The sequence below is a fragment of the Halomonas gemina genome (assembly GCF_023554995.1).
GTDB lineage: Bacteria > Pseudomonadota > Gammaproteobacteria > Pseudomonadales > Halomonadaceae > Halomonas > Halomonas gemina.
Map to the genome: position 1 here is coordinate 36,926 of NZ_JAMJPK010000004.1, position 25,338 is coordinate 62,263.

Here is a 25,338-nt window from a genome sequence, read left to right on the forward strand (position 1 = left end):
GAGGATACGATGATGCTGACCTGTCCGCTATGTGCGTCCATCGACACCGGACACTTTCACCGTGACGGCCGACGCGACTACCACCGCTGCCGACACTGCGCGCTGGTGTTCGTGCCGCCCGAGCAGCGGCTCGGGCCAGAAGAGGAGAGGGCGGTCTACGACCAGCACGAGAACTCGCCACACGACCTGGGCTACCGGCGCTTCCTGTCGCGGCTCTTTGCCCCCCTGCATGAACGGCTCCCACCCGGCGCGCGAGGGCTCGACTTCGGCTCGGGGCCGGGGCCGACGCTGTCGGTGATGTTCGAGGAGGCGGGCCACCCCATGGCGATCTACGACCCCGTCTATGCGCCGGACCGCTCGGTGCTGGCCGGGACCTACGATTTCATCACCGCCAGCGAGGTCGTCGAGCACCTCTTCGAACCGGGCCGGGAACTGGCGAGGCTGGTCGCCCTGCTGCCCCCGGGAGGCTGGCTGGGGCTGATGACCAAGCGCGTCACCGACCATGACGCCTTCACTCGCTGGCACTACATCCTCGATCCTACCCATGTGGCGTTCTTCAGCGAGGCGACCTTCATGTGGCTGGCCAGCCACCTGGACATGCATGTCGAGTTTCCGGCGCCGGACGTGGCGCTGCTGCAGAAGCCCTGAGAGGGCACGTCCAGGAACATCGCCCGCGGTCCTGGCGCACGGTGAACGATAGTCTTGGCAGGCGAGCGGCGGCAACAAATCGATTGACTCGCCGCCGGCCGGGAGTATGATTTTCGCGCCCGGAATCGCTCCCCACCCCGCCTCCCGGGCGCTCTCCGGCACTTTCTGCCACCCTTCTCGTTTTCACCTGCTGCTGTGAGGCCCCTTCATGTCGCGGCAACTGCTGGCCATGGCCCTGGCGCCCCTGCTGGGGCTCTTCATCCTCGGGATCGGCAACGGTTTCCTGGCCACGGTGATCACCCTGCGTCTGGACGCCGCCGGCGAGTCGCCGGTGGTGATCGGCTGGGTCTCCTCGGCCTACTTCATCGGCCTGGCGCTGGGCGCCATGCTCAATGACCGGCTGCTGCTGCGCATCGGCCATATCCGCGCCTACGGCAGCTTCGCCTCGCTGGTGGCGGTGACCGTGCTGCTGCAGGGGCTGGTGGCTGAACCCTGGGCCTGGTTCGGCCTGCGCCTGATCGGCGGCTGGGCCACGGTGGGCGTCTACCTGGTGATCGAGAGCTGGCTGCTGGCCTCCGGCGAGGCCAAGGTTCGCGGCCGCCTGCTGGCGCTCTACATGATCTCGCTGTATGCCGCCGGTGTGCTCGGCCAGCTGCTGCTCGGGGTCACCGAGGCCATGGGCGGTGCGGCATCGTTCATGGTGATCGGCATGCTGGCCTCGCTCTCGGTGCTGCCCATGGCGATGATCCCGCGGGTCTCGCCGCTGATCGAGAAGGCCGAGCCGCTCTCGCCGCTGCGCCTGATCACCCTGACCCCCACCGGGGTAATGGGCAGCTTCGGCTCGGGGCTGGCAGTGGCCGCCGTCTACTCGCTGCTGCCGCTCTACCTTCAGCGTACCGGCCTTTCGGTCGACCGGATCGGCCAGATGATGGCGGTGGTGGTGCTCGGGGCCATGCTGCTGCAGTACCCGGTAGGGCGCTGGTCGGACCGCCACGATCGGCAGCTGGTGCTGATCCTGATCGGCGCCTTCTGCACCCTCATCTCCGCGGCGGTGCTGTGGCTGCCGATCAGCGCCTGGATCCTCGCCGGGCTGCTGTTCCTGCTCGGCGGGGGCGTCTTCTCGCTCTATCCGGTGGCGGTGGGCCACGCCGCCGACCGCGCCCCGGCCGGTGCCTTGGTGCGCATGAGCCAGGGCCTGCTGCTGATCAACGCCATCGGCTCGGCGCTGAGCCCGCCGCTGGTCTCGCCGGTGATGAGCCTGCTAGGCGATGCCGGCCTGTTCTGGGCCTTTGGCGCCCTGGGCCTGTTCCTGGTGGCCTTCTTCGGCTGGCGGCGCAGCGTGCGCCCGGCGCCGGTGCCGGTGGCCCGCTTCTCGCCCAGCACGCCCATGTCGGCGGCAGGGGCCGAGCTCTCCGTCACCGAGGAGCTGCTGCAGGGGGCCATCGAGCACGAGCATGTCGAGGACCTTTCCGGGGCTGTGCCCGAGGTGGCGGTGGCCGAGCCGCTGGTCGGCCCACCGCCGCCCGACGAGCCGCACATCGCCTACTACGACGACGAGCCGACGCCCGAGGAGGCCGCCCTGGGCAATATCTCGCGTCCCTGAGCTCCCCTCCGCCGGTCGCCATCATCGAGCCCGCTGCCCTGCAGCGGGCCCGTTCGCCTCAGGGGTCGACTTAGGACTAATGGTTAACGAAAAGTAGTGAATCTACTATCGTTGCTATCATTTTTCCCCGAGGTGACCCATGACCCCCTATGCCGCCCCCGTCCGCGACATCCGCTTCGTGCTGGAAGAGATGCTCGAGCATGGCTCGCTCGCCCTGCCCGGCTTCGAGGAGGCCAGTCCCGACCTGGTGGAGGCCGTGCTGGAGGAGGCCGCCAGGCTGGCCGGCGAGGTGTGGTCGCCGCTCAACGCCAGCGGCGACCACCAGGGCTGCAGGCGCCGCGATGACGGCGGCGTGACCGTCCCCGACGGCTTCAGTGAGGCCTATCGGGCCTATGCCGAGGGCGGCTGGAACGGCATTGGCGTCAGTGAGGCGCTGGGCGGCCAGGGGCTGCCCGAGGTGGTGGCAAGCTCAGTGCAGGAGATGCTTCACGGCGCCAACATGGCGCTGGGCCTGTGCCCGATGCTCACCGCCGGTGCCATCGAGGCCCTGGCCCACCACGGCAGCGACGAGCAGCGGGCCATCTACCTGCCGAAGCTCGTCGAGGGCAGCTGGACCGGCACCATGAACCTCACCGAGCCCCAGGCCGGCTCGGACCTCTCCAAGGTACGTACCCGCGCCGTTCCCTGCCCCGATGAAGAGGGCGACCACTATCGCCTGTTCGGCCAGAAGATCTATATCACCTGGGGCGAGCACGACGCCGCCGAGAACATCATCCACTTGGTATTGGCACGCAAGCCCGACGCCCCGGAGGGCAACAAGGGAATCTCGCTGTTCCTGGTGCCCAAGTTTCTGGTCGAATCCGACGGCGCGTTGGGGGCGCGCAACGACGTCACCTGCGCCTCCATCGAGCACAAGCTGGGCATCCATGGCTCGCCCACCTGCACCCTGAGCTTCGGCGAGACCGACGGCGCCATCGGCTACCTGGTGGGCGAGGAGGGCCGCGGCCTCAACCACATGTTCACCATGATGAACGAGGCGCGCCACAAGGTGGGGATCCAGGGCATCGGCGTGGCCGAACGCGCCTGCCAGCACGCCTTCGCCTACGCCCTGGATCGTACCCAGGGACGCAGCCCGCGCTCCGGCCGCAATGACTGCTCGATCAGCGACCACCTCGATGTGCGTCGCATGCTGCTCTCCATGCGCGCCCGCACCGATGCCCTGCGCGCCCTGGCGCTCACCTGCGCCGCACAGCTCGATGTGGCCCGACATGGAGGCAGCGAGGACGATCGCAAGACGGCCCAGGCGAAGGTCGATGTGCTGATCCCGGTGGTCAAGGCCTTCTCCACCGACCAGGCCGTGGAGATCGCCTCGCTGGGCGTGCAGGTACATGGCGGCATGGGCTATATCGAGGAGACCGGCGCCGCCCAGCTGCTGCGCGACGCCCGCATTGCGCCCATCTACGAGGGCACCAACGGCATCCAGGCCCTGGACCTGGCTGGCCGCAAGCTGCAGCGCGACGGCGGGGCGGCCCTGTCCGCATTGATCGACGAGGTCGAAGGTACCGCCCGGGCGCTCTCGGCGACCACCGAGCTGGTGCCTCTCGGCGAAGGGCTCGCCGCCGGGGCCGCCGACCTGCGCGCCGCCATGGTCGCGGTGCTCGAGGCTGGCGCCGACCCCGAGCGCGGCGCCGATGCCGTCCAGGCCTACGCCACTCCTTTCCTGAGCCTCGCCGGACACGTGCTGTGCGCCTGGCAGATGGGCCGGGCGGCGCTCAAGGCCAGCGCGGCCATCGATGCCGGCAGCGACGATCCTTTCTATACGGCGAAGCGCCAGGGCGCCGACTACGCTATCCGCCAGTGGCTGCCGGTGGGCCGCGCCCAGCGCGCGGTGATCGAGGCCGGCATGGCCAGCCTCGCTGCCTTCGATGCCTCAGCCCACTGATCGACCCGCCGCCGGCCCTGTTCCGACGGCGGCCCCTTCTTCCGCGCTCACCGCCACTTTACGGAGCCTCCCCATGAGCCAGAGCATCTTCGAGCAGGGCCTGCCCAGGACCCCCGCCAATTTCGTGGCGCTCTCGCCGCTGACCTTCATCGAGCGCACCGCCTCGGTCTATCCGGACTATCCGGCGGTGGTCCACGGCGAGATCCGACGCGACTGGGCCACCACCTGGGAGCGTTGCCGGCGGCTCGCCTCGGCGCTGGAGCAGCGCGGCATCCACGCCGGCGAGACGGTGGCGGCGATGCTGCCCAACGTGCCGGCGATGTTCGAGGTCCACTTCGGCGTGCCGCTGGCCGGCTGCGTGCTCAACACCCTCAACATCCGCCTGGACGCCGAGGCCATCGCCTACATGCTCGAGCACGGCGAGGCGAAGGCGATCCTCGTCGATCCGGAGTTTGCCGACGTGATCGAGGAGGCGGTAAGCAGGCTCGAGCGCAAGCCGCTGATCATCGACGTGGCGGACAAGCAGTTCATGGCCGAGGGACGCGCCATCGGCGAGCTCGAGTACGAGGCGCTGCTCGCCGAGGGTGACCCGGCCTATCCCTATCGGCTGCCCGAGGACGAGTGGCAGGCGATCTCGCTGAACTACACCTCCGGCACCACCGGCAAGCCCAAGGGCGTGGTCTACCACCACCGCGGTGCCTACCTGAATGCCGTCAGCAATATCCTGGTGTGGGCGATGCCCCACCATCCGGTCTATCTTTGGACCCTGCCGATGTTCCACTGCAACGGCTGGTGCTTCCCCTGGACCATCGCCGCCGCCGCCGGCACCAACGTCTGTCTGCGCAAGGTGGAGCCGAAGAAGGTGATGGACCTGATCGCCGACGAGCAGGTCAGCCATTTCAGCGGCGCACCCATCGTGCTCAACGGCCTGGTCAACCTGCCGGACGCCGACAAGCGCGACTTCGAGCACCCGGTGAAGGTCACCACCGCGGGGGCGGCGCCGCCCGCCTCGGTGATCGCTGGCGTGGAGACACTCGGCATCGACGTGACCCACGTCTACGGCCTCACCGAGGTCTATGGCCCGGTGACCTCCTGCGCCTGGCGCGAGGCGTGGAACGAGCTGCCCATGGAGGAGCGTGCCAGGCTCAAGTCTCGCCAGGGCGTGCGCTACCACATGCTGGAGGCGCTCTGCGTGGCCGATCCCAACACCCTGGAGCCGGTGCCCAAGGATGGCCAGACCATCGGCGAGATCCTGATGCGCGGCAACAACGTGATGAAGGGCTACCTCAAGAACGAGGCGGCCACCGAGCAGGCCCTGGAGGGCGGCTGGTACCATACCGGCGACCTGGCCGTGTGGCATGCGGACGGCTACATCGAGATCAAGGACCGCTCCAAGGACATCATCATCTCCGGCGGCGAGAACATCTCCACCATCGAGGTGGAGGACTGTATCTATTCGCATCCGGCGGTGGAGGAGGCCGCGGTGGTGGCCAAGCCCGACGAGAAGTGGGGCGAGACCCCCTGCGCCTTCGTCAAGCTCAAGGTCGGCTATGACGAGGTCACCGAACAGCAGATCATCGACCACTGCCGAGCGCACCTGGCGCACTTCAAGGCACCGAAGACGGTGATCTTCAGCGAGCTGCCCAAGACCTCCACCGGCAAGATCCAGAAGTTCGTGTTGCGCGACGAAGCGCGCAAGCAGTGAGTCTTTCGAAATCAAGGAGAGTGCAATGAGCCAACAACCGATCGGCGTGGTCGGCGCCGGCACCATGGGCCAGGGCATCGCCCAGGTCCTGGTCACCAGCGGCTTCACCGTCAAGCTCTACGACGTGGCCGACGAGCAGCTCGAGCGTGCCCACGGGGCCATCGACAAGGGCCTGGGCAAGCTGGTGGCCAAGGAGAAGCTGGCCGAGGCCGACAAGGACGCCGCCCTGTCGCGCCTGGATACCACCACCGCCCTGGATGCCCTGCGCGACTGCGAGGTGATCATCGAGGCCGCCCCCGAGCAGCCGGCGCTCAAGGAGAAGCTGTTCCGCGACCTGAGCCGGCTGAGCCACGACGCCATCCTGGCCTCCAACACCTCCTCGCTGTCGCTGACCCGGCTCGCCGCCGTCTGCGAGCGTCCCGAGCGGGTGGTGGGCATGCACTTCTTCAACCCGGTGCCGGTGCTCAAGCTGGTCGAGGTCATCCGTGCCGAGCAGACCAGCGACGCCACCGTGGCGCGCATCGAGCGGCTGGCGGCCGATCTCGGCAAGACCGCGGTGCCGGTGGGCGACTCGCCCGGCTTCGCGGTCAACCGCCTGCTGGTGCCGATGATCAACGAGGCGGCCTTCCTGGTGCAGGAGGGCGCCGCCACCCCCGAGGCGGTGGACGAGGCCATGAAGCTGGGCGCCGCCCATCCCATGGGTCCGCTGGCGCTCGCCGACCTGATCGGCCTGGACGTCTGCCTGGCGATCATGGAGGTGCTGCAGGAGGGCTTCGGCGATCCCAAGTACCGCCCCTGCCCGCTGCTCAAGCGCATGGTCGATGCCGGCTATCTGGGACGGAAGAGTGGCCGCGGCTTCCACGTCTACAGCTGATCCCGACAAAAGAGGGGATTGCCGCCCAACCAAGCGTTCGCTAGGGTTGGGCGGTCTGCCCTTCGAGAACAACGCCAGGAGCCCCCTATGAGCGAGACCCTGATCGAGGTGGTCGAGAACGCCGGCATCGTGCGTCTGACCATCAGTCGTCCCAAGGCGCTGAACGCCCTGAACAGCGCCGTGCTGGCCGAGCTGGACAGCGTGCTGGCCGAGCTGGAAGCCCGCGATGACCTGCGTGCCGTGCTGATCACCGGCGCCGGCGAGAAGTCCTTCGTGGCCGGCGCCGATATCGCCGAGATGCGTGACAAGACCCCGGAGCAGGCGCGCGCCTTCGCCCGCCAGGCGCTGGCGACCGTCAAGCGCCTGGAGACCCTGCCGGTGCCCACCGTGGCGCTGGTCAACGGCTTCTGCCTGGGCGGCGGCTGCGAGCTGGCGCTGGCCTGTGACTGGGCGGTGGCCAGCGACAATGCCATCTTCGGCCAGCCCGAGGTGCTGCTCGGCGTGATCCCCGGCTTCGGTGGCACCCAGCGCCTGCCACGCCGGGTCGGTCCGGCCATGGCGCTCGACCTGTGCACCACCGGCCGCAAGATCGACGCCAGCGAGGCCCTGCGCATCGGCCTGGTCAACCGGGTGATGCCCCAGGCCGAGCTCGAGGCCTACGTCGAGGAGCTCACCAAGCAGCTCGGTGGCAACGGGCCGCGCGCGGTGCGGGCCACCAAGCAGGCGATCCACGACGGCATGGATCAGGACCTCGACAGCGCCCTGTCGTTGGAGAACGCCCTGTTCGCCTTCTGCTTCGCCGGCGACGAGCAGACCGAGGGCATGAGCGCCTTCGTCGAGAAGCGCAAGCCCGACTTCTGAGACTGGCGCGACCCCAGTGACAACGGCCGTGGCGGTGACGCCACGGCCGTTGTCGTGTGCGGATGGGAAAGGGCATGACGCCCGGCGGGCTCAGCGCAGCGGGTCGACGCCCTGACCGGCGAGCTCCGGGAAGTCGTCATGCATCGTCAGCGGCTCGATGTTGCCGCGCGTGGCCAGGAACTCGGGTCGCCGCGACGGGGCCGCGTAGGGCTCCTCCAGGGCGTTGTCCACGCTGTTGTAGACGAAGAACAGGTTGGAGCGCGGCCAGGGCGACATGTTCTCGTTCGAGGCGTGCAGGGTGTTGCACTCGAACAGCAGCAGCGAGCCTGCCGGTCCCTTGGGTGCCTGGATGCCGCCGTGCTCGGCCAGGCTGGCCAGGGCCTGCTGATCCGGCACGCCCACCTTCTGGGCCTTGAGCGATTCCTGCCAGTTCGCCTCGGGCGTCTCGCCCATGCAGGGCACGAACTGGCGGTGGGAGCCGGGGATCAGCATCAGCGGCCCATTGAACTCGCTGTTGTCGGTCAGCATCAGCGAGGCGCTCACCGCCCGCATGCGTGGCATGCCGTCCTCGGCGTGCCAGGTTTCGAAATCCGAATGCCAGTCGAAGCCGCTGCCCTGGAAGCCGTACTTGTCGTTGATGCGTGACTGGTGGATGTAGACCTCGCTGCCAAGCAACTGCCGCACCATGCCCAGGATGCGCGGGTCGCGCGTCAGGCGGTCGAAGTGCTCCGAGAGCTGGTGCATGCCGAACACGGAGCGGATGGCGCCGCTGGCCGGGTCCTTGATGACCTGCTCGGAGCGCATCAGCGCCTCGTCGTTGGCCATCGCCTTGAGTTCCTCGAAGAACGGCTCGATGCGGTCTCGGGAGAAGAAGCCCTCGAACCACAGGAAGCCGTCCCGCTCGTAGCGTGAAAGGGCGACTTCATCCAGTGGGCCCTCCCAGCGACGCTGGTTGCGGGCATGCACCACCGGCTCCCGGCGGGGGAGCGGCGCGCGGTATTCGGTCAGGCGAGTGGGATAGGGGTCGAGATGATCCACCATGGGAAAACCTCCTCGTGATTCCAGTAACGCGAATCTCGAACGTCCCCCGGCGAAACCGGTTCTACACCGTCGGACCGTCCTGCTGGATCGTCACCGGGGGATCCGGGACCTGTCTCTCTGGTCTCTACCTCTGGTCGAGGTCGCTGGAGTTCAACCCTGGCCAGGTGGCCGGGCGGGACGCTTTCATCCTGCAGGTTGCGCCAGGGTCTGCCGCAGCCGCTCGACCCGCTCCTTCATTCGCGCGACATGGCTGCCGTGCCAGTAGAGCCGGCCGCAGCCCTCGCACTGCAGGAAGTCGTCCACATACTGCCGCGTCAGAGGCTCGAGCCGGTCGATTACCGCCTCCTTGGCCACTGCGGCGAGACGGCCATTGCAGTGGGTGCAGCGGGTGAAGGGCGCGGAGACCGGGCGCAGGTCGAACTCCCGGCACACCTCCTCGACCTGCTGCCAGGGCTCGTCGGCGCGCACATAGTGGGCGAGACGGATGCGCTTGCGCTTGAGCAGCAGACGGTCGCGGGTCAGTACCACGCGTTGCTCCTTGTCGGCTCGGGCGGCCAGCTCGGCGTTGCCGATGTCGTTGCGGTAATGGCAATCGAAGCCGAGCAGGCGCAGGTAGCGGGCGAGGCGGCCCAGCTGGGCATCCAGCAGGAAGCGTGGGCATGGCGGCGGGCGCGGACGCAGGTGGCGGGCCACCGGCGGGGCAATCGTCCAGGGGCAGACCTCCACCCGCTCACCGCCGGCCAGGATGTGCTCGAAGCCCACCGGGGCGCCGTCGACCAGGATGACGTCCACCTCGGTATGTGGCACTCCCAGCGACTCGATCACGTCCTTGATGGCGGCCCGGCGCGACACGTCCCGGGACAGGGTCCCGCCGCGCTCTGCAGGCGGCAGGAAATCGTTCAATCGGTCACGGAGTCGAAAGTCGGCGTGGGGCATGGCGTTTCCTCCTCGAGGAGGTGGCCGGGGTCAGTCTAGGCCACCCGGCCGCGGCGTCGCCGGATCATGCGGGTAGCGATGGCGGTGCCGGCCAGGGTGATCGCCATCCCGGCCAGTATCTGCAGGCCGAGACGCTCGCCCAGCAGCAGGTAGCCCCACACCAGGGCGCTGACCGGCACCAGGAAGGTCACCGTGGAGGTGGCTGTGGCCCCGGCGCTGGCGATCAGCCCGAAGTAGAGCAGGAAGGCCAGCGTGGTGCTGAGCACCGCCAGCGCCAGGCCGTTGGCCCAGGCCAGGCCGCTGATCGGCTCCGCGGGCCACAGCAGCAGCCCCGGGACGAGCAGGATCAGCGCCGACATGGCGGTGCTGCCGGCGGCCAGCACTCGCACCGGCAGGTGAGCGAGATAGGTCTTCGAGTAGTTGCCGGCCACGCCGTAGCAGAAGGTCGCCCCCAGCACGGCGAGGATGAACCAGCCGTCGCCGCCCAGGGCGAAGTCCAGCCGGTCGGCCGAGAGCACATAGACCCCGAACAGGGCCATGGCCAGCCCCAGGTACTGCTGGCGCTGGATGGGCGTGGCGAAGAACAGCGCCCCGAGCAGCGCGGTGAAGATCGGCGTGGTGGCATTGATCAGCGAGGTGAACCCCGCCTCCAGGCGGGTAGTGGCGAGTGCTAGCAGCGAGAAGGGCAGCACATGGTTGATCAAGCCCAGTAGGAAGAGCCTGCCGGCGTTCTCACGCACCAGTCTGAGGTAGCGAACGTTGAGCAGCAGCGGCACCAGCAGCAGCGCACCCACGCCCATGCGCACCAGCACCAGCGGCACCGGACCGAACTCGGGGGATGCCACCCGCATGAAGATGAACGACAGGCCCCACAGCGAGGAGAGTAGCAGCAGGCGCAGGGTATCGGCGGGTGACATTCGGGTTCCTTGGGAGGACGGTGGCGGTCGTGGGTAAAGCGCCAGGTTACGGAGGTCGCGGTACGCTGGGAAGTGGGGAGGGCTTTGTGCCAGCCTTTGTGGCATTGCAGCATGATATTGACGGGAATCAAGGCAGGAGTGCTGAACGCCTGCTATAGCTGAAAGGCACTTTTCCCCACGCGCCAGGAGCCTGCCATGCCCGCCATGATGAAAGCCGCCGTCTTCGTTGAACCCGGCCGCATCGAGATCGATGACCGCCCGATCCCCGACATCGGCCCCAACGACGCCCTGGTCCGGGTCACCACTACCACCATCTGCGGCACCGACGTGCACATCCTCAAGGGCGAGTACCCGGTGGAGAAGGGCCTGATCGTGGGCCACGAGCCGGTGGGCGTGATCGAGAAGCTCGGCGCCAACGTGCAGGGCTACCGGGAAGGGCAGCGGGTGATCGCCGGTGCCATCTGCCCGAGCTTCACCTCCTACGCCTGCCAGGATGGCTGCAGTTCCCAGGACGGCGGCCATCATGCCCATGGCTACAAGCCCATGGGCGGCTGGCGCTTCGGCAACACCATCGATGGCGCCCAGGCCGAGTACCTGCGCGTGCCGGACGCCCAGGCCAACCTCTCGCCGGTGCCCGACGGCCTCACCGACGACCAGGTGCTGATGTGCCCGGACATCATGTCCACCGGCTTCGCCGGCGCCGAGTCGGCCAATATCAAGATCGGCGACAGCGTGGCGGTGTTCGCCCAGGGACCCATCGGCCTGTGCGCCACCGCGGGTGCCCGACTGCGCGGCGCGGGGCTGATCATCGCCGTGGATGGCGTCGACGAGCGCCTCGAGATGGCTCGCAAGATGGGTGCCGACGTAACCCTCAACTTCCGCCAGGTGGACGTGGTCGCCGAGATCCTCAAGCTCACCGGTGGGCGCGGGGTGGACGCCTCCATCGAGGCGCTGGGGCTGCAGCAGACCTTCGAGCAGGCGCTGCGCGTCATCAAGCCCGGCGGCACCCTGTCGAGCCTCGGCGTCTACTCCGAGAACCTCACCATCCCGCTGGATGCCTTCTGCGCGGGGCTGGGCGATCACCGCATCGTCACCTCGCTGTGTCCCGGCGGCAAGGAGCGCATGCGCCGGCTGATGCAGATCATCGACAGCGGCCGCCTGGATCTCGGCCCCATGGTGACCCACCGCTACCCGCTGGAGAAGATCGTCGATGCCTACGATCTCTTCTCCCATCAGCGCGACGGCGTGCTCAAGATCGCCCTCGAGGTCTCGTGAGGGTTACCGAGCGCGAGAGAATGACGGCCGTCAGGCACCGGGCAAGAGTGAACCAGCAGGGGGAGCAGCGAGGAGCCGCCAACCCGGCATGCGCCATGGAGCGGGTGTTTACGGAGGCATGGCCTCGGCGAGAGTTCTGGTACACTCATTTCGACCCTGTGGTTGACGGAGACACGATGGAAACGGAACTGAGCGAATTCGAGCAGCAGATGCGTCGCGAGATCAACGCGTTCATGGACAATGAGCAGGAGACCCGGCGCAAGGCGGCGACCTCGCCCCCCGAATGGCCAGCCGACGAGAACCCTGCCCCCAAGGCCGCGCGCAGCAAGCCGTCCGGCGCGCCCAGGACCGGCCACCTGGTGAAGCTGGCGGTGCGCACCAAGCCGCTGGAGCTCGACAGCGTCTTCGAGCACGTCTCCTCCAGCATCTCCAAGGTCGAGGCCCAGTTGGAAGCCGAGAAGGCCGCCCGCAAGGCGGGCTACCCGATCATCGGCTACGTGGTCGAGACACGCCGGCTGTAGGACGTCACCTGTCCGCGGCCAGTGAGAGGAGAGAGACGATGGCCGATATCATCCGGGAATCGACCCTCACCTGCCCCGAATGCGGGCACACCAAGACCGAGACGATGCCCACGGATGCCTGTCAGCACTTCTACGAGTGCGAGGCGTGCCATCGCCTGCTCAGGCCCAGGCCCGGTGACTGCTGCGTGTTCTGCTCGTATGGCAGCGTGCCCTGTCCGCCCATCCAGCAGGGGCAGGGGTGTGGCTGAGGCCACCTGTGCCGACGACATGACAGGAGAGTCCCTTGAAGATCACCCGGCTCAACATCTACCCGGTGAAGTCGCTGGGCAGCATCACGCTCGACCAGGCTGAACTGGGCGTTCGCGGCCTGGCCCATGACCGCCAATGGATGGTGGTCGACGACATCGGCCGCTTTGTCACCCAGCGCCAGCTGCCGCGCATGGCGCGGATCGTGGTAAGCCTCGACGACGAGGCCCTGGTGCTGTCGCATCCGGGTACGGCGTCCCTGCGCATCCCACTTCAGCTCGACGACCAGCCCCGGCTGCCGGTCTATGTCTGGGACGACCAGTGCCAGGCACTGGACGAGGGAGCGGAGGCCGCCGCGTGGCTCAGCGCCGTGCTGGGCGACTACAAGGGCAGTGGGCTGCGGCTGGTGCGCTTCGCCCCGGACCAGCGTCGTAACGTCGAGCCCCGCTTCCTGGCGCCCGGCGAGCAGGCCCACACCGCCTTCGCCGATGGCTATCCCTTCCTGGTGGTGTCCGAGGCCTCCCTGGCCGAGGTCAACCGGGTGCTCGAGACCAAGGGGCTCGCCCCGGTGCCCATGGCGCGCTTCCGGCCCAGCATCGTGGTGGACGCCGCTGAGTCCTTCGCCGAGAACGGCTGGGGCGAGCTTTCCCTCCAAGAGGGCATGGTCCGGCTGGGCCTGCGCAAGCCCTGCCAGCGCTGCAAGATCACCACCGTCGACCAGGCGACCGGCGAGATCGCCGTGCCCGGCGAGCCGTTGCGCACTCTGGTGGAGATGAACACCCGCCTGGCCCCCGGGGGCTACTTCGGCCAGAACGCCATCCTGCTGGCGGGCGAGGGCCGGACGATCGCCGTCGGCGAGGCGCTGGTGCCGAGCCCGCGCTGATGCCCTGACTCCCGGATCCCCTGATTCTCCGGCTCCGGCCGCGCCCCGCACGCTCTCCTCGGCTCCGTGCCGGACTATACTGCGAGAAGAAGGGGAAACGGGGGCGCTGCGCGAGATGCATCGCGTAGTGATGCCCTCCGGGACTTCGAGGCACCGGACGACGGAGGTGACGCATGCTGGGAGCCATCGCCGGCGACATCATCGGCTCGGTCCACGAGCAAGCGGGCACCAAGACCCGCGACTTCCCGCTGTTCACGCCCGGGAGCACCTTCACCGACGATACCGTGCTGAGCGTTGCGGTGGCCGAGGTGCTGCTCGAGGGGGGCGACTTCGCCGAGGCCTTCCACGACTACTACCACCGCTACCCGGAGGCTGGCTTCGGTGGCCATTTCCGCCAGTGGGCGATGAGCGGCGACCGTCGCCCCTACCACAGCCTCGCCAATGGCTCGGCCATGCGGGTCAGCCCGGTGGGGTTCGCGGCCGGCTCCCTGGACGAGGCGCTGTCGCTGGCCCGACGCAGCGCCGAGGTCACCCACGACCACCCCGAGGGCATCCGAGGCGCCCAGGCCGTGGCGGCCGTCATCTTCCTGGCCCGTCACGGCGCCTCGCGGCTCGAGATCCTCACCGAGATCGAGGAGCGCTTCGATTACGACCTCGCGCCGCGCCTCGACGATATCCGTCCCGGCTATCGCTTCGACGTGACCTGCCGGGGCTCGGTGCCCCAGGCCATCATCGCCTTTCTGGAGGCGGAGGGCGTCGAGGAGGCCATCCGCAATGCCGTCTCGCTGGGCGGCGATGCCGACACCCTGGCCTGCATGGCGGGCGGCATGGCGGAAGCCTTCCATGGCGGCGTGCCGGCCCCGATCGCCGAGGAGGCCCTGGCGAGACTTACCCCCGAACTGCGGCGCGTGGTCGAGGCCTTCCGGATGCGCCACGGCCTCGACTAAGCTTTCCCCACCCGGTCCTGATGCCGGCAGACATGCAGGGCCTGCCGTGAAGCAGGCCATCTCCCCATTACCGCGGTAGCTTCGCATCGATACCCCGCCAGCGGCTTAGGCCGGCCATCCATTGGCACCAGAAACCTACGACCTTTTCATCAGATTCCGGTGATACAAACCGAAGCAATCTTTGCTAACGTGAAGTGACGCAATGTTTCCGCAGGGATGGCGACCTGGTCCCAGCGGCCCAGCGGCGGATCTCACGACGTTCGGGGCGAAACAGCATCATCCCCCCCAGAGGTGCTGCTCGTCGTGCATGGCCACGGAAAGCCAGCCGTGGATGGTGGTCCAGGGCATGGTGGTCGTGGCGGGTTGCTCGACGCAGGACGTCGAGCACGGAGGCAGGAGCGGCGACGTGCAAGGAGAGAAACCAAGGCTGAGAACAGGCCGTCGAAATTACACCTCTGGCGCGTCGCGGGGAATGGCTCATTGAGGCGCGGCTTGGCCACAGGCGCAGTTCGGTGACGTTCTGGAAAATGCCGAACAAGTGGCTGATACACTCTCGATCGCCGTGTAGTGGCTCGCCGCTTTCCCTCGTTAGGCTAATCGCTAGTGGAAATATCGTTTGACTTCCTTCGGTTCGGTATGAGAGAGTTGTATTTAGTTGGTTAGCAAGTCGCATATGTCAGTTGTACTCGAATCATTCGGCAGCTTGGTTATATCCCCTTGTTTTACCTGCTTCATCTGGGGTAGCACCCGGCAACCGCAATAAAAGCGCTTCGCGCTAAGGAATTCGATCATGACAACTGGCACAGTTAAGTGGTTCAACGACGCTAAAGGTTTTGGCTTCATTTCTCCCGCCAACGGTGGTGATGATGTGTTCGCCCATTTTTCGGCGATTCAAGCTGACGGCTTCAAATCTCTGCAGGATGGCCAACAGGTCTCGTTCGACGTGACTCAGGGGCAGAAAGGCCTCCAGGCTTCAAACATCCAGGCTCTCTAACCTTTCGTTAGGCAGCCATTGTCGCGCTCCAAGGCCCGCTTCGGCGGGCCTTGGTGTTTCTGTGTGCGATTTTCCAGTCTGTCGAAGCCTAGGTTCACGGAAAGTCAGGATTATGGCGCTTCTCATTTCAGGCTTGGTCACGTAGAAGCCTGATACCGACATCTGCGTTCCTGCGATAACGACATCCTGGAATGTAGCTCGACGATCATGGGGCTTCCCTTCACCTCACCGAGTCGATGAACCCTCCAACACACAAAATGGCCCGCGAGAGGTCGCGGGCCATTTTCGTTGGGGTGGCGTGAGCGTCCTATCCGGCCCCGGCCGCCTGATGGCGCTCCATCAGGCGGGATCATCACTCGAAGATATCCGGCCAGTGGGCATCGGCGGCCTCGATGTAGCCGGGAATGTCGCGCTCCCAGCGCCACTGGATGAAGCGGCTGTAGTTCAGGTAGAGCTTGTCGTCGACGACCTTCCACGCCTCGGGCACGGTCGAGGCGGCTTCACCGCGGGCCGCCGCCCAGGCGCACCAGCCGCCGTACTGCGGGGCGTAGGCCTCGGGGTCGGCCTCGAAGCGGTCGCGATGCTCGGCTGAGGCGAACTGCCAGGTGGCCTCGTGCCACACCAGTTGATAGTCCGGCGAGCCCGCCACCGGCCGGCCCTCGGTGAAGTAGGCCACCGGGTCCGTGCCGCCGATGGCCAGGCCGTCGCGCGTGAAGATGCGCCCGTCGGCCGCCGCCCCCAGCGACAAGGCCAGGCTAGCCACCAGAACGGCGGCCCTCCACCCATGCGTGCGTTTCATGATCTGCCTCCTCTCGACCCTGCGGTCACAGGGCTCTGTCGGGCAACGGCCCCTGGCCTTACAAGCGTCATGGCCGTCCTCGCGGGGGCACGAGAGAGCGCCTGTGTAAAATGGAATGCATTTCCAATAAATGGCTTTCTTGGCTACCATGGCGGCTCGATTCCCTGTCCTGGAGCCCTCCATGAGCTTTACCGTCTACCTTTCCGGCGAGATCCACACCGACTGGCGCGACGAGATCCGGCGCTACGTACTCGAGGCCTGAGCCGCAGCTTGGCTACACTGGTGGCGTATTCGCCGCCAGGAGGTCCTCCATGAGCATCGAGCTGAAGCGTGCCTTCGAGACACCCAGTCGAGACGATGGCTACCGGGTGCTGGTCGACCGGCTCTGGCCCCGCGGGGTGGCAAAAGCCGATGCGCGGATCGACGAGTGGTGCAAGGAGATTGCCCCCAGCGACGAGCTGCGCAAGGCGTTCCATGGCGTGGAGCTTGGCTGGGGCGAGTTCCGTCGGCGCTACCTGGCCGAACTCAAGGCTCACCGCGAGACGCTGAGGGGCCTGGCCGAGCGCGCCGCCAGCGACACCGTCACCCTGGTCTTCGCCGCCAAGGACGAGCGCCACAACAACGCCGTGGTACTGGCTCAGTACCTGGCCATGCTCGCGCCTGGCCTGCGAGCCGACAGCAGCTAACTTCAAGGGGAGGCGACGCCTTGGCCGCCGTCCTGCGATATGGCCGCCATGCTGTTCATCACCAATCGGTTCCCCACCCAGAGCATTCGCACCCGGGCGAACCGACCCTTCGACTTCGACCTCAAGAACAACGCCGCCAGCAACTCTGTCTTCTACTGCGAGGAGGTCGCGGCGGGTCAGTACCAGGAACTCGGCAGCACGGCCTTCCTGCGGCGTCTGAAAGAGTCCGATGCTCGCCAGGTGGTGATCTACCTCCATGGTTTCTCTAACCTGCCGACGGACGTCTTCTCGGCGGCGCGGGAGTTCCAGGAACTCTGCGATGCCAGCCCGGCGAGGTGCTGGTGGTGCCCCTGATCTGGCCCTGCGACAACGACCTGGGCATCGTCAAGGACTACTGGGATGACCAGGAGTCGGCGGACCTCAGTGCCTTCTCCTTCGCCCGTGTGCTGCAGCGCTTCCTGGAGTGGCGCGAGAGCGATCAGTTCGAGGTGGACTCGACCCCCTGCCTCAAGCGCATCAACGTGCTGGCTCATTCCATGGGCAACCGGGTGCTGCGCGAGACGCTGCGCGTATGGCGCAAGTACTCCCTGCCGGGTGGGGTGCCGATGCTGTTCCGCAACACCTTCCTGATCGCCGCGGATATCGTCAACGAGTCGCTGGAGGAGGGGCATAGCGGCGAGCTGATCGTCCATTCCTCCCGCAACGTCACGGTCTACTTCGCCTCCGATGACCTGGCGCTGCGCGCCAGCAAGGCCTCGAACCTGAAGAACCGCATCGCCTCCCGGCGCCTCGGCCACTCCGGCCCGCAGGACATGACGAAGGTGGCGCGCAACGTCTTCGCAGTGGACTGTGACGACGTCAATACCCGCTATGACTACCCCAAGGGGCACTCCTACTTCCGCTCCGGCGAGGTATTCGGAGAGCCCGGCGTGGTGTTCCTTCACCTGTTCGCCGCCCTGCGCAGTGGGCGTGTCTTCCCCGAGGACGAGACGCGCCGCATGACCATCCTGCGTGACTGAAACGCCTGGCGTCAGAGCCTGGCCGCCTGCACGTGCATCCAGTCGAAGTTACGCGTGCGCCCCAGGCTGACCCACCCCTCTTCCTCCCAGAGGCGCCACCAGGTGTCATATTCCGGCCGGGCCAGGCGTGCCCGGTCGCGCCCCCACTTGAGCTTGTTATGGGCCGGGTCCCAGTCGATGGCCAGGCCCCAGGCATGGGTCGACCAGCGGGTGCCGCCACGCTTGCGCCGCTTGTTGTAGCAACCGCCATAACGGTGCAGGCCCAGCTCCTTGAGGCGTTGCGGGCCGTAGTGGTCATGCACCCGGTCCAGGATGCGGGCCAGGCTGTCGGCGACCTGCTCGTGGCAGCCAATGCCACTTGGGCAGGTGTTGAGGTCCCAGGCCAGCGCCAGCGTCCAGGGGCAGGGCACGACCACCATCGGCGGCTTGCGGGTCGGCGAGCCCAGCGCCTGTTCGAGCTCGGCCTCCCGGTACCAGCCGTTGGGATTCGCGTCCAGCGGCTGCTGGTCGCGCCAGGGGGCGGGCTTGCTGCCGGTCTCCTGGAGCGTGGCCAGGACGTCCGCCGCATACTCGGTCTGGGGGCCCCACAGGCCGTCGATGGGCCCGACCTCGATACGCTTCTCGCGACAGGCGAGCTGCAGGCAGGCGATGGCGCGCCGTCGGTCGCTCCAGCGGGCGGCACCGTCCGGGAGCCGGTCGGCATGGGTCTGGAGGGCGGCATCCACGGCGCCGCGGGTCTTCGGTCCGCGAATACCGTCGATCTTGCCCCGGTAGCGGTCATTGTCCGCGAGAAACCGCTGGAGGGTCCGGACGGCGGTCCTGTTCATGTCGTGATCTCCCCTGCACAGGTCTCGGCGCGGCGGTCGTTGCGGCCGCGTTCTCCACCTTCAGTCTAGGCGTTGTCCAGCAACTCACGCTTCCACTGGCTCACCATGGACGGGTGCACCTCGAAGCGGGCGGCCAACTCCGAAGTCGTCTGGTCGCCCTTGAGGGCGGCGAGGGCCACCTTGGCCTTGAACTCACTGCTGTAGTGCCGACGTACCTTGCTCATGATCAGGCTCTCCTGGTCGGTCTGATCAGAGCTTAGCGCCTGGTCCGAATTTCGGGGACCACTTCAGTTCCGGTTCCGGTTCGCAGTTTTTGATCCGGTGCGCGGTATATCTCATGGTTTTCCGTAGAACATGGGAAAGCTATCGGATATCAGCGGGCCAATGTTTTCTTTCAGGAAAACCAATGGAGCTGTCGGAGTGAACGAGGGTGGAGTGCTGGTGATTTTGTGATGGTGTAGAAGTGCGTTGATAGCAATGGCGACCTCTGATTTGGTGTCTTGACCTATGACTGCAGTCATGCGGTTTGTTGTCATTAGCTCCAAAGAGGTATCGTTGAGTTCATGCCCAACAAAGAGTACTTTGTGGTCCCATCCCATTGACGTAATGGCGTTAGCAACTCCCCGCGTTCCTCCTCCGGTATTATAGATACCAAGCGGTTTATTCGCGGTTGTTTTGAACGCGTGGGTTAGATTTGCAAAGCAGTCGTCGTTGGTTTCTTGGCTGGCATAGACTTCTCGAACGCTGAGGTTTGGATAGGCTTCCCTAATGATGCTTCTGAAGCCAAGCTCCCGCTCGTATTGGCAACGAAATGAGCCAGTTAGCAGTAAGATAAGCTCTCCTGACTGAGACCCGATAAACTGGCCCAGTAAGCTGCCAGCCGTTTTTCCCGCGCTGACGTGATTGATTCCAACATATCCCAGTCGTACAGCATCAGCGATATCCGTTGTCAGGCAGACCACAGGAACTCCCCGTTTTGACAAGGCGTTCACGCAAGCGGTGATTGCGGGGTCTTCTCTGCAAACCAGCACAATGCCATCCGATCCTTTAGAGGCCATATCAAGTCGCCGTGTGAACTCCTCAAGGACAAAAGGGACAGGCACCTCATGGGTGTGGAGGCTGATGTCAAAGTCCTTGAATAAGGGCGCGTTATGCCTTACCGAAGCTATTATGGAGTCGACAAAGGGTTTGCTTGATTCCAAGACAAAATCAAAACGGAGAGCCCTTACGGACGTCGAAGGTTGCCCCTTTAATTCCATCGCCGATGTTGATAAAAGCTTCTGATAAGTATCTAAGATCAATCTCTTGGTTTCCGGCCTCACCTTTGCCCTGTTGTTCATGACGCGATCGACCGTTGCGATGCTCACCCCCGCGGTCTTGGCCACATCTTTCAGCGTTGCTTTCTTTGCACGTGTGCTCGTCACTTTTTTTCCTTTCGATCCGATTGCTATAGGAATGATAGGAAAACCATCATTCGATGGCAATGAGTTCCGGGCTTTCTGGTGATTGAAGTGGTCCCCATCCTTCGGACCACCTGACAGGTCATCTAAGCTCTGATCCGATAGGTCATAGACGTCAGGCCGCCTGGGTCAGTGGTTGCGGGAAGTACACCTCATCGGGTGTCGCATCGTCCAGTCCTTGGTGGGGTGTCGCTCCCGGTTGTACCACGCGAAGTAGTCCCTCAACGCTCGCTTCAGATGAGCGCCGTACTCGAACGCCGCCAGGTACACGCACTCGTACTTCACGCTGCGCCACAGCCGCTCCACGAAGATGTTGTCCTGGTAGCAGCCCTTGCCGTCCATGCTGATCGCCACGCCATGGGCTTCCAGTACGCGGGTGAAGGCCTCGCTGGTGAACTGGCAACCTTGGTCGGTGTTGAAGATCTCGGGTGGTCCATGGCGCGCCAGCGCCTCCTCCAGGGCGTCGACGCAGAAGTCCGTGTCCAGAGTATTGGAGACCCGCCAGGACAGCACACGGCGGCTGTGCCAGTCCATTACGGCCACCAGGTACATGAACCCGCGGGCCAGCGGGAGATAGCTGATGTCGGTCGCCCAGTCCTGGTTCGGCCGGTCGATGGTCAGCCCACGCAACCGGTAGGGATAGATCCGGTGTCACTTGCCCGGCAGGCTGGTGCGGGGCCGCGGGTAGACGGCGTGCAGCCCCATCTGGCGCATCAGACGAGGGACCCGCTTGCGGTTGACCCGGTGGCCAAGGCGGTTGAGATGGACCGTCATCCGGCGCGAATCGTAGATGGGCGTCCGCAGGTACTGCTCGTCGATCAGGCGCATCAGCGCCAGATCCTCGGGCAGCAGCTCGCGGCGCTGGTAGTACAGCGACGAACGGCTGATGCCGAGCAGTTGGCACTGCCGACGCAGACTTGGGGTGGCAGGGGATGGCGGCTCGACCATGGCCAGGCGTTGTGCCCGGCTCAACGATCGAGCCTGCGAGCTAAAAAATCGCGTTCCACCGTCAGCTTACCGATCTCGCGATAGAGGGTGTCGATCTCCTCCTGGCTCTTCTGGGCCGCCTTGCCGCTCTTGCCGTCGAAGAGATTAGCGGCGTTGTCCAGCAACTCGCGCTTCCACTGGCTCACCATGGACGGGTGCACCTCGAAGCGGGCGGCCAACTCCGAAGTCGTCTGGTCGCCCTTGAGGGCGGCGAGGGCCACCTTGGCCTTGAACTCACTGCTGTAGTGCCGACGTACCTTGCTCATGATCAGGCTCTCCTGGTCGGTCTGAACAGAGCTTAGCGCCTGGTCCGAATTTCGGGGACCACTTCAGATTTTTGCTTCAAAAGCAGGGTTGACGTCGCCAAATTGAGGTGATAGCTTTCGGTCAAATGATTTGATAAACATCACATGATGGTTTTATTAAACTTTCATTGAAGGTCTGTTGCCCGCAGGGTTGCCTTGCGTTGGGTTTCTGCGGAAAAGCCCATAGATCTGTCTGCCTGCTGGAAATAGCCGTCAGGCGATTGGGAAAGGGCCTCTGTTTGGCCAAAAAAATGCAAACGTTTGCATGTCTTTGGCACGGAATGAAACTGAGCTGACCGATCACAACTAAAAATAAGGAGGCATCACCGTGACCAACGAACGACTTAAGGAGCATGTCTGCATAGTTACCGGCGCTGCTCAGGGGATCGGGCTGGCGACCGCGCGACGCCTTGCCACAGAGGGCGCCAGTGTCTTCGCCTTTGACATCGCCGAACCCACTGAAGAGACCGAGGGGATTCAGTGGATCGCCTGTGATGTCACCTCGCCGCAGCAATGGCAGGAGAATGTTGAGCGTGTGGTGGCTGATGCCGGCCCCGTGGATGTCCTGGTGAACAACGCAGGGGGAGTGGGCTCATATGCCGACTTGGCAGATACATCCAGGGCGGATTGGGATCGCGTGATCATGCTCAATCAAAACAGTGTTTTCTTTGGCATGCAGGCGGTACTCCCCTCAATGATCGAACGAAGCACGGGCTCCATTGTGAACGTCTCTTCGATGTGGGGCATTATCGGGACCCCGGGAGTGGCAGCGTATCAAGCCTCAAAAGGCGCCGTGACCATGATCACCAAGAATGCTGCGGCAACCTACGCGGGTCGCGGTGTACGGGTGAATTCGGTGCATCCTGGCTTCATCTGGACGCCCATGACGGAAGCCCAGGACGCCGGCATTACCCAGGGTCTGATCGACAAAACACCCATGGGTCGCGCCGGTCTCGCCAGTGAAGTGGCCTCGGCTATCGCCTTCCTCGCTTCGGACGACGCCTCTTTCATAACCGGGATTCAGCTGCTGGTCGACGGCGGATTCACAACGGTCTGAGGATCAAATATATGAACACAGATAGACCCACCGTTCCTGATCTTATCGCCTCTTGCTGGACAGCGGGGGGGAACGCCGATGCACGAGGCGGCAAAACCCCAAGTCCGGTTGATCTTAGAAGGCGCATCGAGACCGCCGGCAAAGCAGGTTGGCGCGGTTTTGGGCTTTTGCACGCAGATCTGGTGCAGGCCCGCGAAACCATTGGCTACCAAGACCTTCATCGAATGCTGGACGACAACGGCATTAAGCATGTTGAGCTTGAGTATCTGTTGGACTGGTGGACAGTTGGCAAACGCCGCACAGACTCCGATCGAGTTCGTGCCGACCTGTTGGCAGCTGTGGAGCCACTCAATGCGCGCCATATAAAGGTTGGACCCGGAATTCTGGGAGATCCCGTCGAACCGGAAGGCATGCGAGAGAGCTGGGCACAGTTGTGTGAACAGGCAGCCGCTCACGGTGCCCGGGTCGCTATCGAGAGCGCCCCATATTCCTACTTTCCGACCGTGGAAAGCATTGTCAGTCTGGTAAGCGATGTTGACCACCCCAATGGGGGGCTTCTGCTCGACATCTGGCATGTTTACAGGTCCGGCATGGACTACGCCGTTATGGCAGACATTGTTCCCGGAAAGTCCCTTTTTGCAGTAGAGCTTGCTGATGCCAGGGCGAAGGTCATCGGATCACTCTTCGAGGACACCATCAACAATCGTGAGCTCTGTGGTGAAGGAGATGCTGACGTACCCGGCTTTATCCGTGCTATCGACCAGATTGGATTTGACGGACCATGGGGAGTCGAAATTATTTCCAATACCCATCGTGCCCGTCCGGTTGAAGAGGCACTGACAGTGGCCTACGCGTCAGCCGAACACTGCTTCAAAATCGCGCGCGGCCAAGACTAAGAGTCAATATAGGATTTTAGATAGCCGCGAAGACTTGGCCCGGCTCAACCAACAGCCAAGTTGAGCTATGAAATCTAGACAGCCGGATCAACACAAATTTCAGGAGAAGAATTATGAGATTGAAAAATAAAACGGGAGTCGTCACTGGTGGTGGTAGCGGAATAGGTCGAGGGATCTGTATAAAGCTCGCAGAAGAAGGCGCCAAAGTTGCCATTGCTGATATCGACATGACTGGTGCGGACGAGACCTTACGGCTCATCAGGGAAATAGGCGGCGAGGCTATTTGCATCAGGGCGGACGTTACTTCAGTGGAAGAATCAGAAAATATGATAGCCGAAGCCGTCAACGAATTCGGTAGAATCGATATACTTGTCAATAATGCAGGCACGGACATTAAGGGCTCAATTCAGGACTACCCAGTTGAAAAATGGGATTTTCTTATGTCATTGAACCTTAAAGGCGTATTTCTTTCTACGCAAGCCGCCGTTAAAAGGATGTTAGACCAGAAATATGGGCGCATCGTGAATATTTCGTCCATGGCGGGAAAAACTGGGGAAGCATATACAAGCCCTTATTGCACAACGAAATTTGGTGTGATTGGCTTTACACAGTCAATTGCACTTGAGTTGGGTGAATCGAATATTACAGTAAACGCCGTATGCCCAGGAGCTGTCGAGACGGATCTGATCAAGCAGAGTGTTTCAGGAACGGCTGAATTGAATAATCGATCATACGAAGAAGAGTTGTACGAGAAGTTTATCAAGCAGACCCCTCTGGGACGCGTAGCTCAACCCTCTGATATTGCAAACGCGGTGGCGTTTCTGGCTTCTGATGAAGCAAGCTTTATCACCGGTAGTACATTGAATGTTTCCGGTGGAAGAGAGATGCACTAAAGCTATTGAGTGCCCTGATTTTTGTATCCCTGCAAAAAATGCTGGCAATGTCTACATGAGGAATATTTTAGATGAGAAATGGATTTTCAGGACTTGGACGAATGGGGTGGCCGATGGCCGCTAACCTGGCGGCAAGCAATCACGAGCTGGTCGTTTGGAACCGTAGCCATGAAAAGGTCTCACTCGTTTGCGCAGCAGTACAACACAGCATATGTTGATGCGCCTTGCCAACTGCCATCGCAGTGCGATGTGGTCATCACGATGCTGGCCGATGATCAGGCATCAGACACCGTTCATTTTGGTGAAGATGGGCTGTTTGCCAAGCTGGATGAAACCGATGGAAATCATCGGTGAATTTTTATTGAAATGGGCACGATCAGTCCGGATCATTTAGAAACCCTGCGCGAGAAAGCGGCAGGACACAGAGTCATCGATGCCCCGGTATCCGGTACGAATCAGGCAGCCACTGAAGGCACGTTGCTCATCATGGCGGGCGCGACGAGCGATGAAGTCGCGGCGCTTTCACCGGTGTTTGAGCCATTGAGCGGTGATGTGATTCCTTTGAATAATCCCGGTGCCGGTTGTGTGATGAAGCTGTCGGTCAATATGCTGATTCATGGCATTAACCAGTGTCTGGCAGAGTCGATGGCGCTTGCGTCATCCGCAGGCATCAAAGCGGAAGACGCGTTTCGGGTTATTGAGAGCTCTGCGGCGGCGGCACCCAGTTTGAGATACCGGAAAAACCTGTATCTGGACGAATGTAATGATCCTGTGAGTTTTACGGTGGCCCTGGCCAAAAAGATATGGGCTTAGCGCTGGCATTGGCTGAAAAGCATGGAGTTGGCATGCTCCAGTCTGAAGTGACGCACAGCCAACTGGTCAGCGCATCGGAGCATGGATACGCCGATCGAGATATGGCGGCAATGGTTAAATTCATTTCAGAGAAGTAACTCGGACATTCCGTTATCAATTTTAAATCTGCGTCATCTGCGGATAAAGAGAATCAAAACAAAATG

At 63.9% G+C, this 25,338-nt stretch carries 28 protein-coding genes and 2 pseudogenes; 22 read left to right on the forward strand and 8 right to left on the reverse strand.

Annotated elements, in window-relative coordinates; translation table 11 throughout:
• Positions 1 to 9 precede the first annotated feature (9 nt).
• The 6 genes from M8009_RS09480 to M8009_RS09505 all read left to right on the forward strand — a co-directional run bounded on the left by M8009_RS09480 (position 10) and on the right by M8009_RS09505 (position 7,633).
• The gene (locus tag M8009_RS09480; RefSeq protein WP_250060599.1) at positions 10 to 648 is read left to right on the forward strand and encodes a class I SAM-dependent methyltransferase; all 639 of its coding nucleotides are present in this window, start codon (positions 10 to 12) and stop codon (positions 646 to 648) included.
• A 208-nt stretch (positions 649 to 856) separates the two neighbouring features.
• Complete coding sequence (locus tag M8009_RS09485; protein ID WP_250060600.1) at positions 857 to 2,251, forward strand: MFS transporter; 1,395 nt, start codon at positions 857 to 859, stop codon at positions 2,249 to 2,251.
• Positions 2,252 to 2,390: 139 nt separating this feature from the next.
• Positions 2,391 to 4,193, forward strand: a complete 1,803-nt coding sequence (locus M8009_RS09490) for an acyl-CoA dehydrogenase (RefSeq protein ID WP_250060601.1) — start codon at positions 2,391 to 2,393, stop codon at positions 4,191 to 4,193.
• Positions 4,194 to 4,266: 73 nt separating this feature from the next.
• Positions 4,267 to 5,898, forward strand: a complete 1,632-nt coding sequence (locus M8009_RS09495; RefSeq protein ID WP_250060602.1) for an acyl-CoA synthetase — start codon at positions 4,267 to 4,269, stop codon at positions 5,896 to 5,898.
• 25 nt (positions 5,899 to 5,923) lie between these two features.
• Positions 5,924 to 6,772, forward strand: a complete 849-nt coding sequence (locus M8009_RS09500) for a 3-hydroxybutyryl-CoA dehydrogenase (protein WP_250060603.1) — start codon at positions 5,924 to 5,926, stop codon at positions 6,770 to 6,772.
• An 87-nt stretch (positions 6,773 to 6,859) separates the two neighbouring features.
• On the forward strand, positions 6,860 to 7,633 hold the full coding sequence (locus tag M8009_RS09505) for an enoyl-CoA hydratase-related protein (protein ID WP_250060604.1): 774 nt from the start codon (positions 6,860 to 6,862) through the stop codon (positions 7,631 to 7,633).
• A 90-nt stretch (positions 7,634 to 7,723) separates the two neighbouring features.
• On the opposite strand, the gene thpD is transcribed toward M8009_RS09505, so the two are convergent.
• From thpD to M8009_RS09520, 3 genes are all read right to left on the reverse strand, one after another.
• Positions 7,724 to 8,674, reverse strand: a complete 951-nt coding sequence (thpD, locus tag M8009_RS09510; RefSeq protein ID WP_250060605.1) for an ectoine hydroxylase — start codon at positions 8,672 to 8,674, stop codon at positions 7,724 to 7,726.
• A 183-nt stretch (positions 8,675 to 8,857) separates the two neighbouring features.
• A complete protein-coding gene (locus tag M8009_RS09515) occupies positions 8,858 to 9,610 on the reverse strand; it encodes a Mut7-C RNAse domain-containing protein (RefSeq protein ID WP_250060606.1) in 753 nt (250 codons plus the stop codon).
• Positions 9,611 to 9,645: 35 nt separating this feature from the next.
• Positions 9,646 to 10,527: a DMT family transporter gene (locus M8009_RS09520; protein WP_250060607.1), complete on the reverse strand. Its 882-nt coding sequence runs from the start codon at positions 10,525 to 10,527 to the stop codon at positions 9,646 to 9,648.
• A 195-nt stretch (positions 10,528 to 10,722) separates the two neighbouring features.
• Here M8009_RS09520 and M8009_RS09525 point away from each other — a divergent pair, with 195 nt between their 5' ends.
• The 6 genes from M8009_RS09525 (at position 10,723) to M8009_RS09550 (ending at position 15,393) form a co-directional block, all read left to right on the forward strand.
• Positions 10,723 to 11,802, forward strand: a complete 1,080-nt coding sequence (locus M8009_RS09525; protein WP_250060608.1) for an NAD(P)-dependent alcohol dehydrogenase — start codon at positions 10,723 to 10,725, stop codon at positions 11,800 to 11,802.
• 176 nt (positions 11,803 to 11,978) lie between these two features.
• A complete protein-coding gene (locus M8009_RS09530; RefSeq protein ID WP_250060609.1) occupies positions 11,979 to 12,323 on the forward strand; it encodes a hypothetical protein in 345 nt (114 codons plus the stop codon).
• A gap of 38 nt (positions 12,324 to 12,361) precedes the next feature.
• Positions 12,362 to 12,571 (forward strand): GDCCVxC domain-containing (seleno)protein, encoded by a 210-nt coding sequence (locus tag M8009_RS09535; RefSeq protein WP_250060610.1) that lies wholly within the window; start codon positions 12,362 to 12,364, stop codon positions 12,569 to 12,571.
• A 35-nt stretch (positions 12,572 to 12,606) separates the two neighbouring features.
• The gene (locus M8009_RS09540) at positions 12,607 to 13,452 is read left to right on the forward strand and encodes an MOSC domain-containing protein (RefSeq protein WP_250060611.1); all 846 of its coding nucleotides are present in this window, start codon (positions 12,607 to 12,609) and stop codon (positions 13,450 to 13,452) included.
• 173 nt (positions 13,453 to 13,625) lie between these two features.
• The gene (locus M8009_RS09545; protein ID WP_250060612.1) at positions 13,626 to 14,399 is read left to right on the forward strand and encodes an ADP-ribosylglycohydrolase family protein; all 774 of its coding nucleotides are present in this window, start codon (positions 13,626 to 13,628) and stop codon (positions 14,397 to 14,399) included.
• A gap of 790 nt (positions 14,400 to 15,189) precedes the next feature.
• Entirely contained in the window at positions 15,190 to 15,393 is a 204-nt protein-coding gene (locus M8009_RS09550; RefSeq protein ID WP_250060613.1) for a cold-shock protein, read from the forward strand.
• Between the two features lie 352 nt (positions 15,394 to 15,745).
• Here M8009_RS09550 and M8009_RS09555 read toward each other — a convergent pair whose 3' ends face one another.
• Complete coding sequence (locus M8009_RS09555; RefSeq protein WP_250060614.1) at positions 15,746 to 16,192, reverse strand: YHS domain-containing (seleno)protein; 447 nt, start codon at positions 16,190 to 16,192, stop codon at positions 15,746 to 15,748.
• Positions 16,193 to 16,322: 130 nt separating this feature from the next.
• On the opposite strand from M8009_RS09555, the gene M8009_RS19085 reads away from it, so the two are divergent.
• Genes M8009_RS19085 through M8009_RS09570 form a run of 4 tightly spaced genes read left to right on the forward strand, consistent with a single transcriptional unit; the run spans position 16,323 to position 17,897 of the window.
• Positions 16,323 to 16,454 carry a hypothetical protein gene (locus M8009_RS19085; protein WP_284047783.1) on the forward strand — a complete coding sequence of 44 codons (132 nt, stop codon included), beginning with the start codon at positions 16,323 to 16,325 and terminating at the stop codon, positions 16,452 to 16,454.
• Positions 16,455 to 16,503: 49 nt separating this feature from the next.
• On the forward strand, positions 16,504 to 16,878 hold the full coding sequence (locus M8009_RS09560; RefSeq protein ID WP_250060615.1) for a DUF488 domain-containing protein: 375 nt from the start codon (positions 16,504 to 16,506) through the stop codon (positions 16,876 to 16,878).
• 48 nt (positions 16,879 to 16,926) lie between these two features.
• Positions 16,927 to 17,232 carry a hypothetical protein gene (locus M8009_RS09565; protein ID WP_250060616.1) on the forward strand — a complete coding sequence of 102 codons (306 nt, stop codon included), beginning with the start codon at positions 16,927 to 16,929 and terminating at the stop codon, positions 17,230 to 17,232.
• A complete protein-coding gene (locus M8009_RS09570) occupies positions 17,223 to 17,897 on the forward strand; it encodes an alpha/beta hydrolase (protein WP_250060617.1) in 675 nt (224 codons plus the stop codon). Before M8009_RS09565 ends, M8009_RS09570 begins: the two co-directional genes overlap by 10 nt.
• Before the next feature lie 11 nt (positions 17,898 to 17,908).
• On the opposite strand, the gene M8009_RS09575 is transcribed toward M8009_RS09570, so the two are convergent.
• The 4 genes and pseudogenes from M8009_RS09575 to M8009_RS09590 form a co-directional block, all read right to left on the reverse strand.
• Positions 17,909 to 18,724, reverse strand: a complete 816-nt coding sequence (locus M8009_RS09575; RefSeq protein ID WP_250060618.1) for a M15 family metallopeptidase — start codon at positions 18,722 to 18,724, stop codon at positions 17,909 to 17,911.
• A gap of 65 nt (positions 18,725 to 18,789) precedes the next feature.
• Complete coding sequence (locus tag M8009_RS09580; protein WP_250060619.1) at positions 18,790 to 18,948, reverse strand: transposase; 159 nt, start codon at positions 18,946 to 18,948, stop codon at positions 18,790 to 18,792.
• Positions 18,949 to 19,059: 111 nt separating this feature from the next.
• On the reverse strand, positions 19,060 to 20,148 hold the full coding sequence (locus tag M8009_RS09585) for a LacI family DNA-binding transcriptional regulator (protein WP_250060620.1): 1,089 nt from the start codon (positions 20,146 to 20,148) through the stop codon (positions 19,060 to 19,062).
• Positions 20,149 to 20,299: 151 nt separating this feature from the next.
• Positions 20,300 to 21,437: pseudogene (locus M8009_RS09590) on the reverse strand (IS3 family transposase).
• A gap of 367 nt (positions 21,438 to 21,804) precedes the next feature.
• On the opposite strand from M8009_RS09590, the gene M8009_RS09595 reads away from it, so the two are divergent.
• The 6 genes and pseudogenes from M8009_RS09595 to M8009_RS09615 all read left to right on the forward strand — a co-directional run bounded on the left by M8009_RS09595 (position 21,805) and on the right by M8009_RS09615 (position 25,272).
• The gene (locus tag M8009_RS09595) at positions 21,805 to 22,533 is read left to right on the forward strand and encodes an SDR family NAD(P)-dependent oxidoreductase (protein WP_250060621.1); all 729 of its coding nucleotides are present in this window, start codon (positions 21,805 to 21,807) and stop codon (positions 22,531 to 22,533) included.
• An 11-nt stretch (positions 22,534 to 22,544) separates the two neighbouring features.
• Positions 22,545 to 23,429 (forward strand): sugar phosphate isomerase/epimerase family protein, encoded by an 885-nt coding sequence (locus M8009_RS09600; RefSeq protein WP_250060622.1) that lies wholly within the window; start codon positions 22,545 to 22,547, stop codon positions 23,427 to 23,429.
• 113 nt (positions 23,430 to 23,542) lie between these two features.
• Entirely contained in the window at positions 23,543 to 24,322 is a 780-nt protein-coding gene (locus M8009_RS09605) for an SDR family NAD(P)-dependent oxidoreductase (protein WP_250060623.1), read from the forward strand.
• A 113-nt stretch (positions 24,323 to 24,435) separates the two neighbouring features.
• Positions 24,436 to 24,540, forward strand: a complete 105-nt coding sequence (locus tag M8009_RS19320) for a hypothetical protein (RefSeq protein ID WP_430886908.1) — start codon at positions 24,436 to 24,438, stop codon at positions 24,538 to 24,540.
• Positions 24,491 to 24,676, forward strand: coding sequence for an NAD(P)-binding domain-containing protein (locus M8009_RS09610; RefSeq protein WP_430886903.1), 186 nt, complete (start codon positions 24,491 to 24,493; stop codon positions 24,674 to 24,676). The genes M8009_RS19320 and M8009_RS09610 overlap by 50 nt, the downstream gene beginning before the upstream one ends.
• 12 nt (positions 24,677 to 24,688) lie before the next feature.
• A pseudogene (locus M8009_RS09615) lies at positions 24,689 to 25,272 on the forward strand (NAD(P)-dependent oxidoreductase).
• Positions 25,273 to 25,338 lie beyond the last annotated feature (66 nt).

Excerpts from the sequence above, each read along its gene's own strand:
- M8009_RS09610 (WP_430886903.1), top strand. The coding sequence starts at position 24,491 with ATGAAAAGGTCTCACTCGTTTGCGCAGCAGTACAACACAGCATATGTT.
- M8009_RS09560 (WP_250060615.1), top strand. The coding sequence starts at position 16,504 with ATGAGCATCGAGCTGAAGCGTGCCTTCGAGACACCCAGTCGAGACGAT.
- M8009_RS09525 (WP_250060608.1), top strand. The coding sequence starts at position 10,723 with ATGCCCGCCATGATGAAAGCCGCCGTCTTCGTTGAACCCGGCCGCATC.
- M8009_RS09530 (WP_250060609.1), top strand. The coding sequence starts at position 11,979 with ATGGAAACGGAACTGAGCGAATTCGAGCAGCAGATGCGTCGCGAGATC.
- M8009_RS09535 (WP_250060610.1), top strand. The coding sequence starts at position 12,362 with ATGGCCGATATCATCCGGGAATCGACCCTCACCTGCCCCGAATGCGGG.
- thpD (WP_250060605.1), bottom strand. The coding sequence starts at position 8,674 with ATGGTGGATCATCTCGACCCCTATCCCACTCGCCTGACCGAATACCGC.
- M8009_RS19320 (WP_430886908.1), top strand. The coding sequence starts at position 24,436 with ATGGCCGCTAACCTGGCGGCAAGCAATCACGAGCTGGTCGTTTGGAAC.
- M8009_RS09550 (WP_250060613.1), top strand. The coding sequence starts at position 15,190 with ATGACAACTGGCACAGTTAAGTGGTTCAACGACGCTAAAGGTTTTGGC.
- M8009_RS09520 (WP_250060607.1), bottom strand. The coding sequence starts at position 10,527 with ATGTCACCCGCCGATACCCTGCGCCTGCTGCTACTCTCCTCGCTGTGG.
- M8009_RS09545 (WP_250060612.1), top strand. The coding sequence starts at position 13,626 with ATGCTGGGAGCCATCGCCGGCGACATCATCGGCTCGGTCCACGAGCAA.
- M8009_RS09515 (WP_250060606.1), bottom strand. The coding sequence starts at position 9,610 with ATGCCCCACGCCGACTTTCGACTCCGTGACCGATTGAACGATTTCCTG.
- M8009_RS09485 (WP_250060600.1), top strand. The coding sequence starts at position 857 with ATGTCGCGGCAACTGCTGGCCATGGCCCTGGCGCCCCTGCTGGGGCTC.
- M8009_RS09565 (WP_250060616.1), top strand. The coding sequence starts at position 16,927 with ATGCTGTTCATCACCAATCGGTTCCCCACCCAGAGCATTCGCACCCGG.
- M8009_RS09605 (WP_250060623.1), top strand. The coding sequence starts at position 23,543 with ATGAGATTGAAAAATAAAACGGGAGTCGTCACTGGTGGTGGTAGCGGA.
- M8009_RS09555 (WP_250060614.1), bottom strand. The coding sequence starts at position 16,192 with ATGAAACGCACGCATGGGTGGAGGGCCGCCGTTCTGGTGGCTAGCCTG.
- M8009_RS09480 (WP_250060599.1), top strand. The coding sequence starts at position 10 with ATGATGCTGACCTGTCCGCTATGTGCGTCCATCGACACCGGACACTTT.
- M8009_RS19085 (WP_284047783.1), top strand. The coding sequence starts at position 16,323 with ATGGCTTTCTTGGCTACCATGGCGGCTCGATTCCCTGTCCTGGAGCCC.
- M8009_RS09505 (WP_250060604.1), top strand. The coding sequence starts at position 6,860 with ATGAGCGAGACCCTGATCGAGGTGGTCGAGAACGCCGGCATCGTGCGT.
- M8009_RS09600 (WP_250060622.1), top strand. The coding sequence starts at position 22,545 with ATGAACACAGATAGACCCACCGTTCCTGATCTTATCGCCTCTTGCTGG.
- M8009_RS09500 (WP_250060603.1), top strand. The coding sequence starts at position 5,924 with ATGAGCCAACAACCGATCGGCGTGGTCGGCGCCGGCACCATGGGCCAG.
- M8009_RS09495 (WP_250060602.1), top strand. The coding sequence starts at position 4,267 with ATGAGCCAGAGCATCTTCGAGCAGGGCCTGCCCAGGACCCCCGCCAAT.
- M8009_RS09580 (WP_250060619.1), bottom strand. The coding sequence starts at position 18,948 with ATGAGCAAGGTACGTCGGCACTACAGCAGTGAGTTCAAGGCCAAGGTG.
- M8009_RS09575 (WP_250060618.1), bottom strand. The coding sequence starts at position 18,724 with ATGAACAGGACCGCCGTCCGGACCCTCCAGCGGTTTCTCGCGGACAAT.
- M8009_RS09490 (WP_250060601.1), top strand. The coding sequence starts at position 2,391 with ATGACCCCCTATGCCGCCCCCGTCCGCGACATCCGCTTCGTGCTGGAA.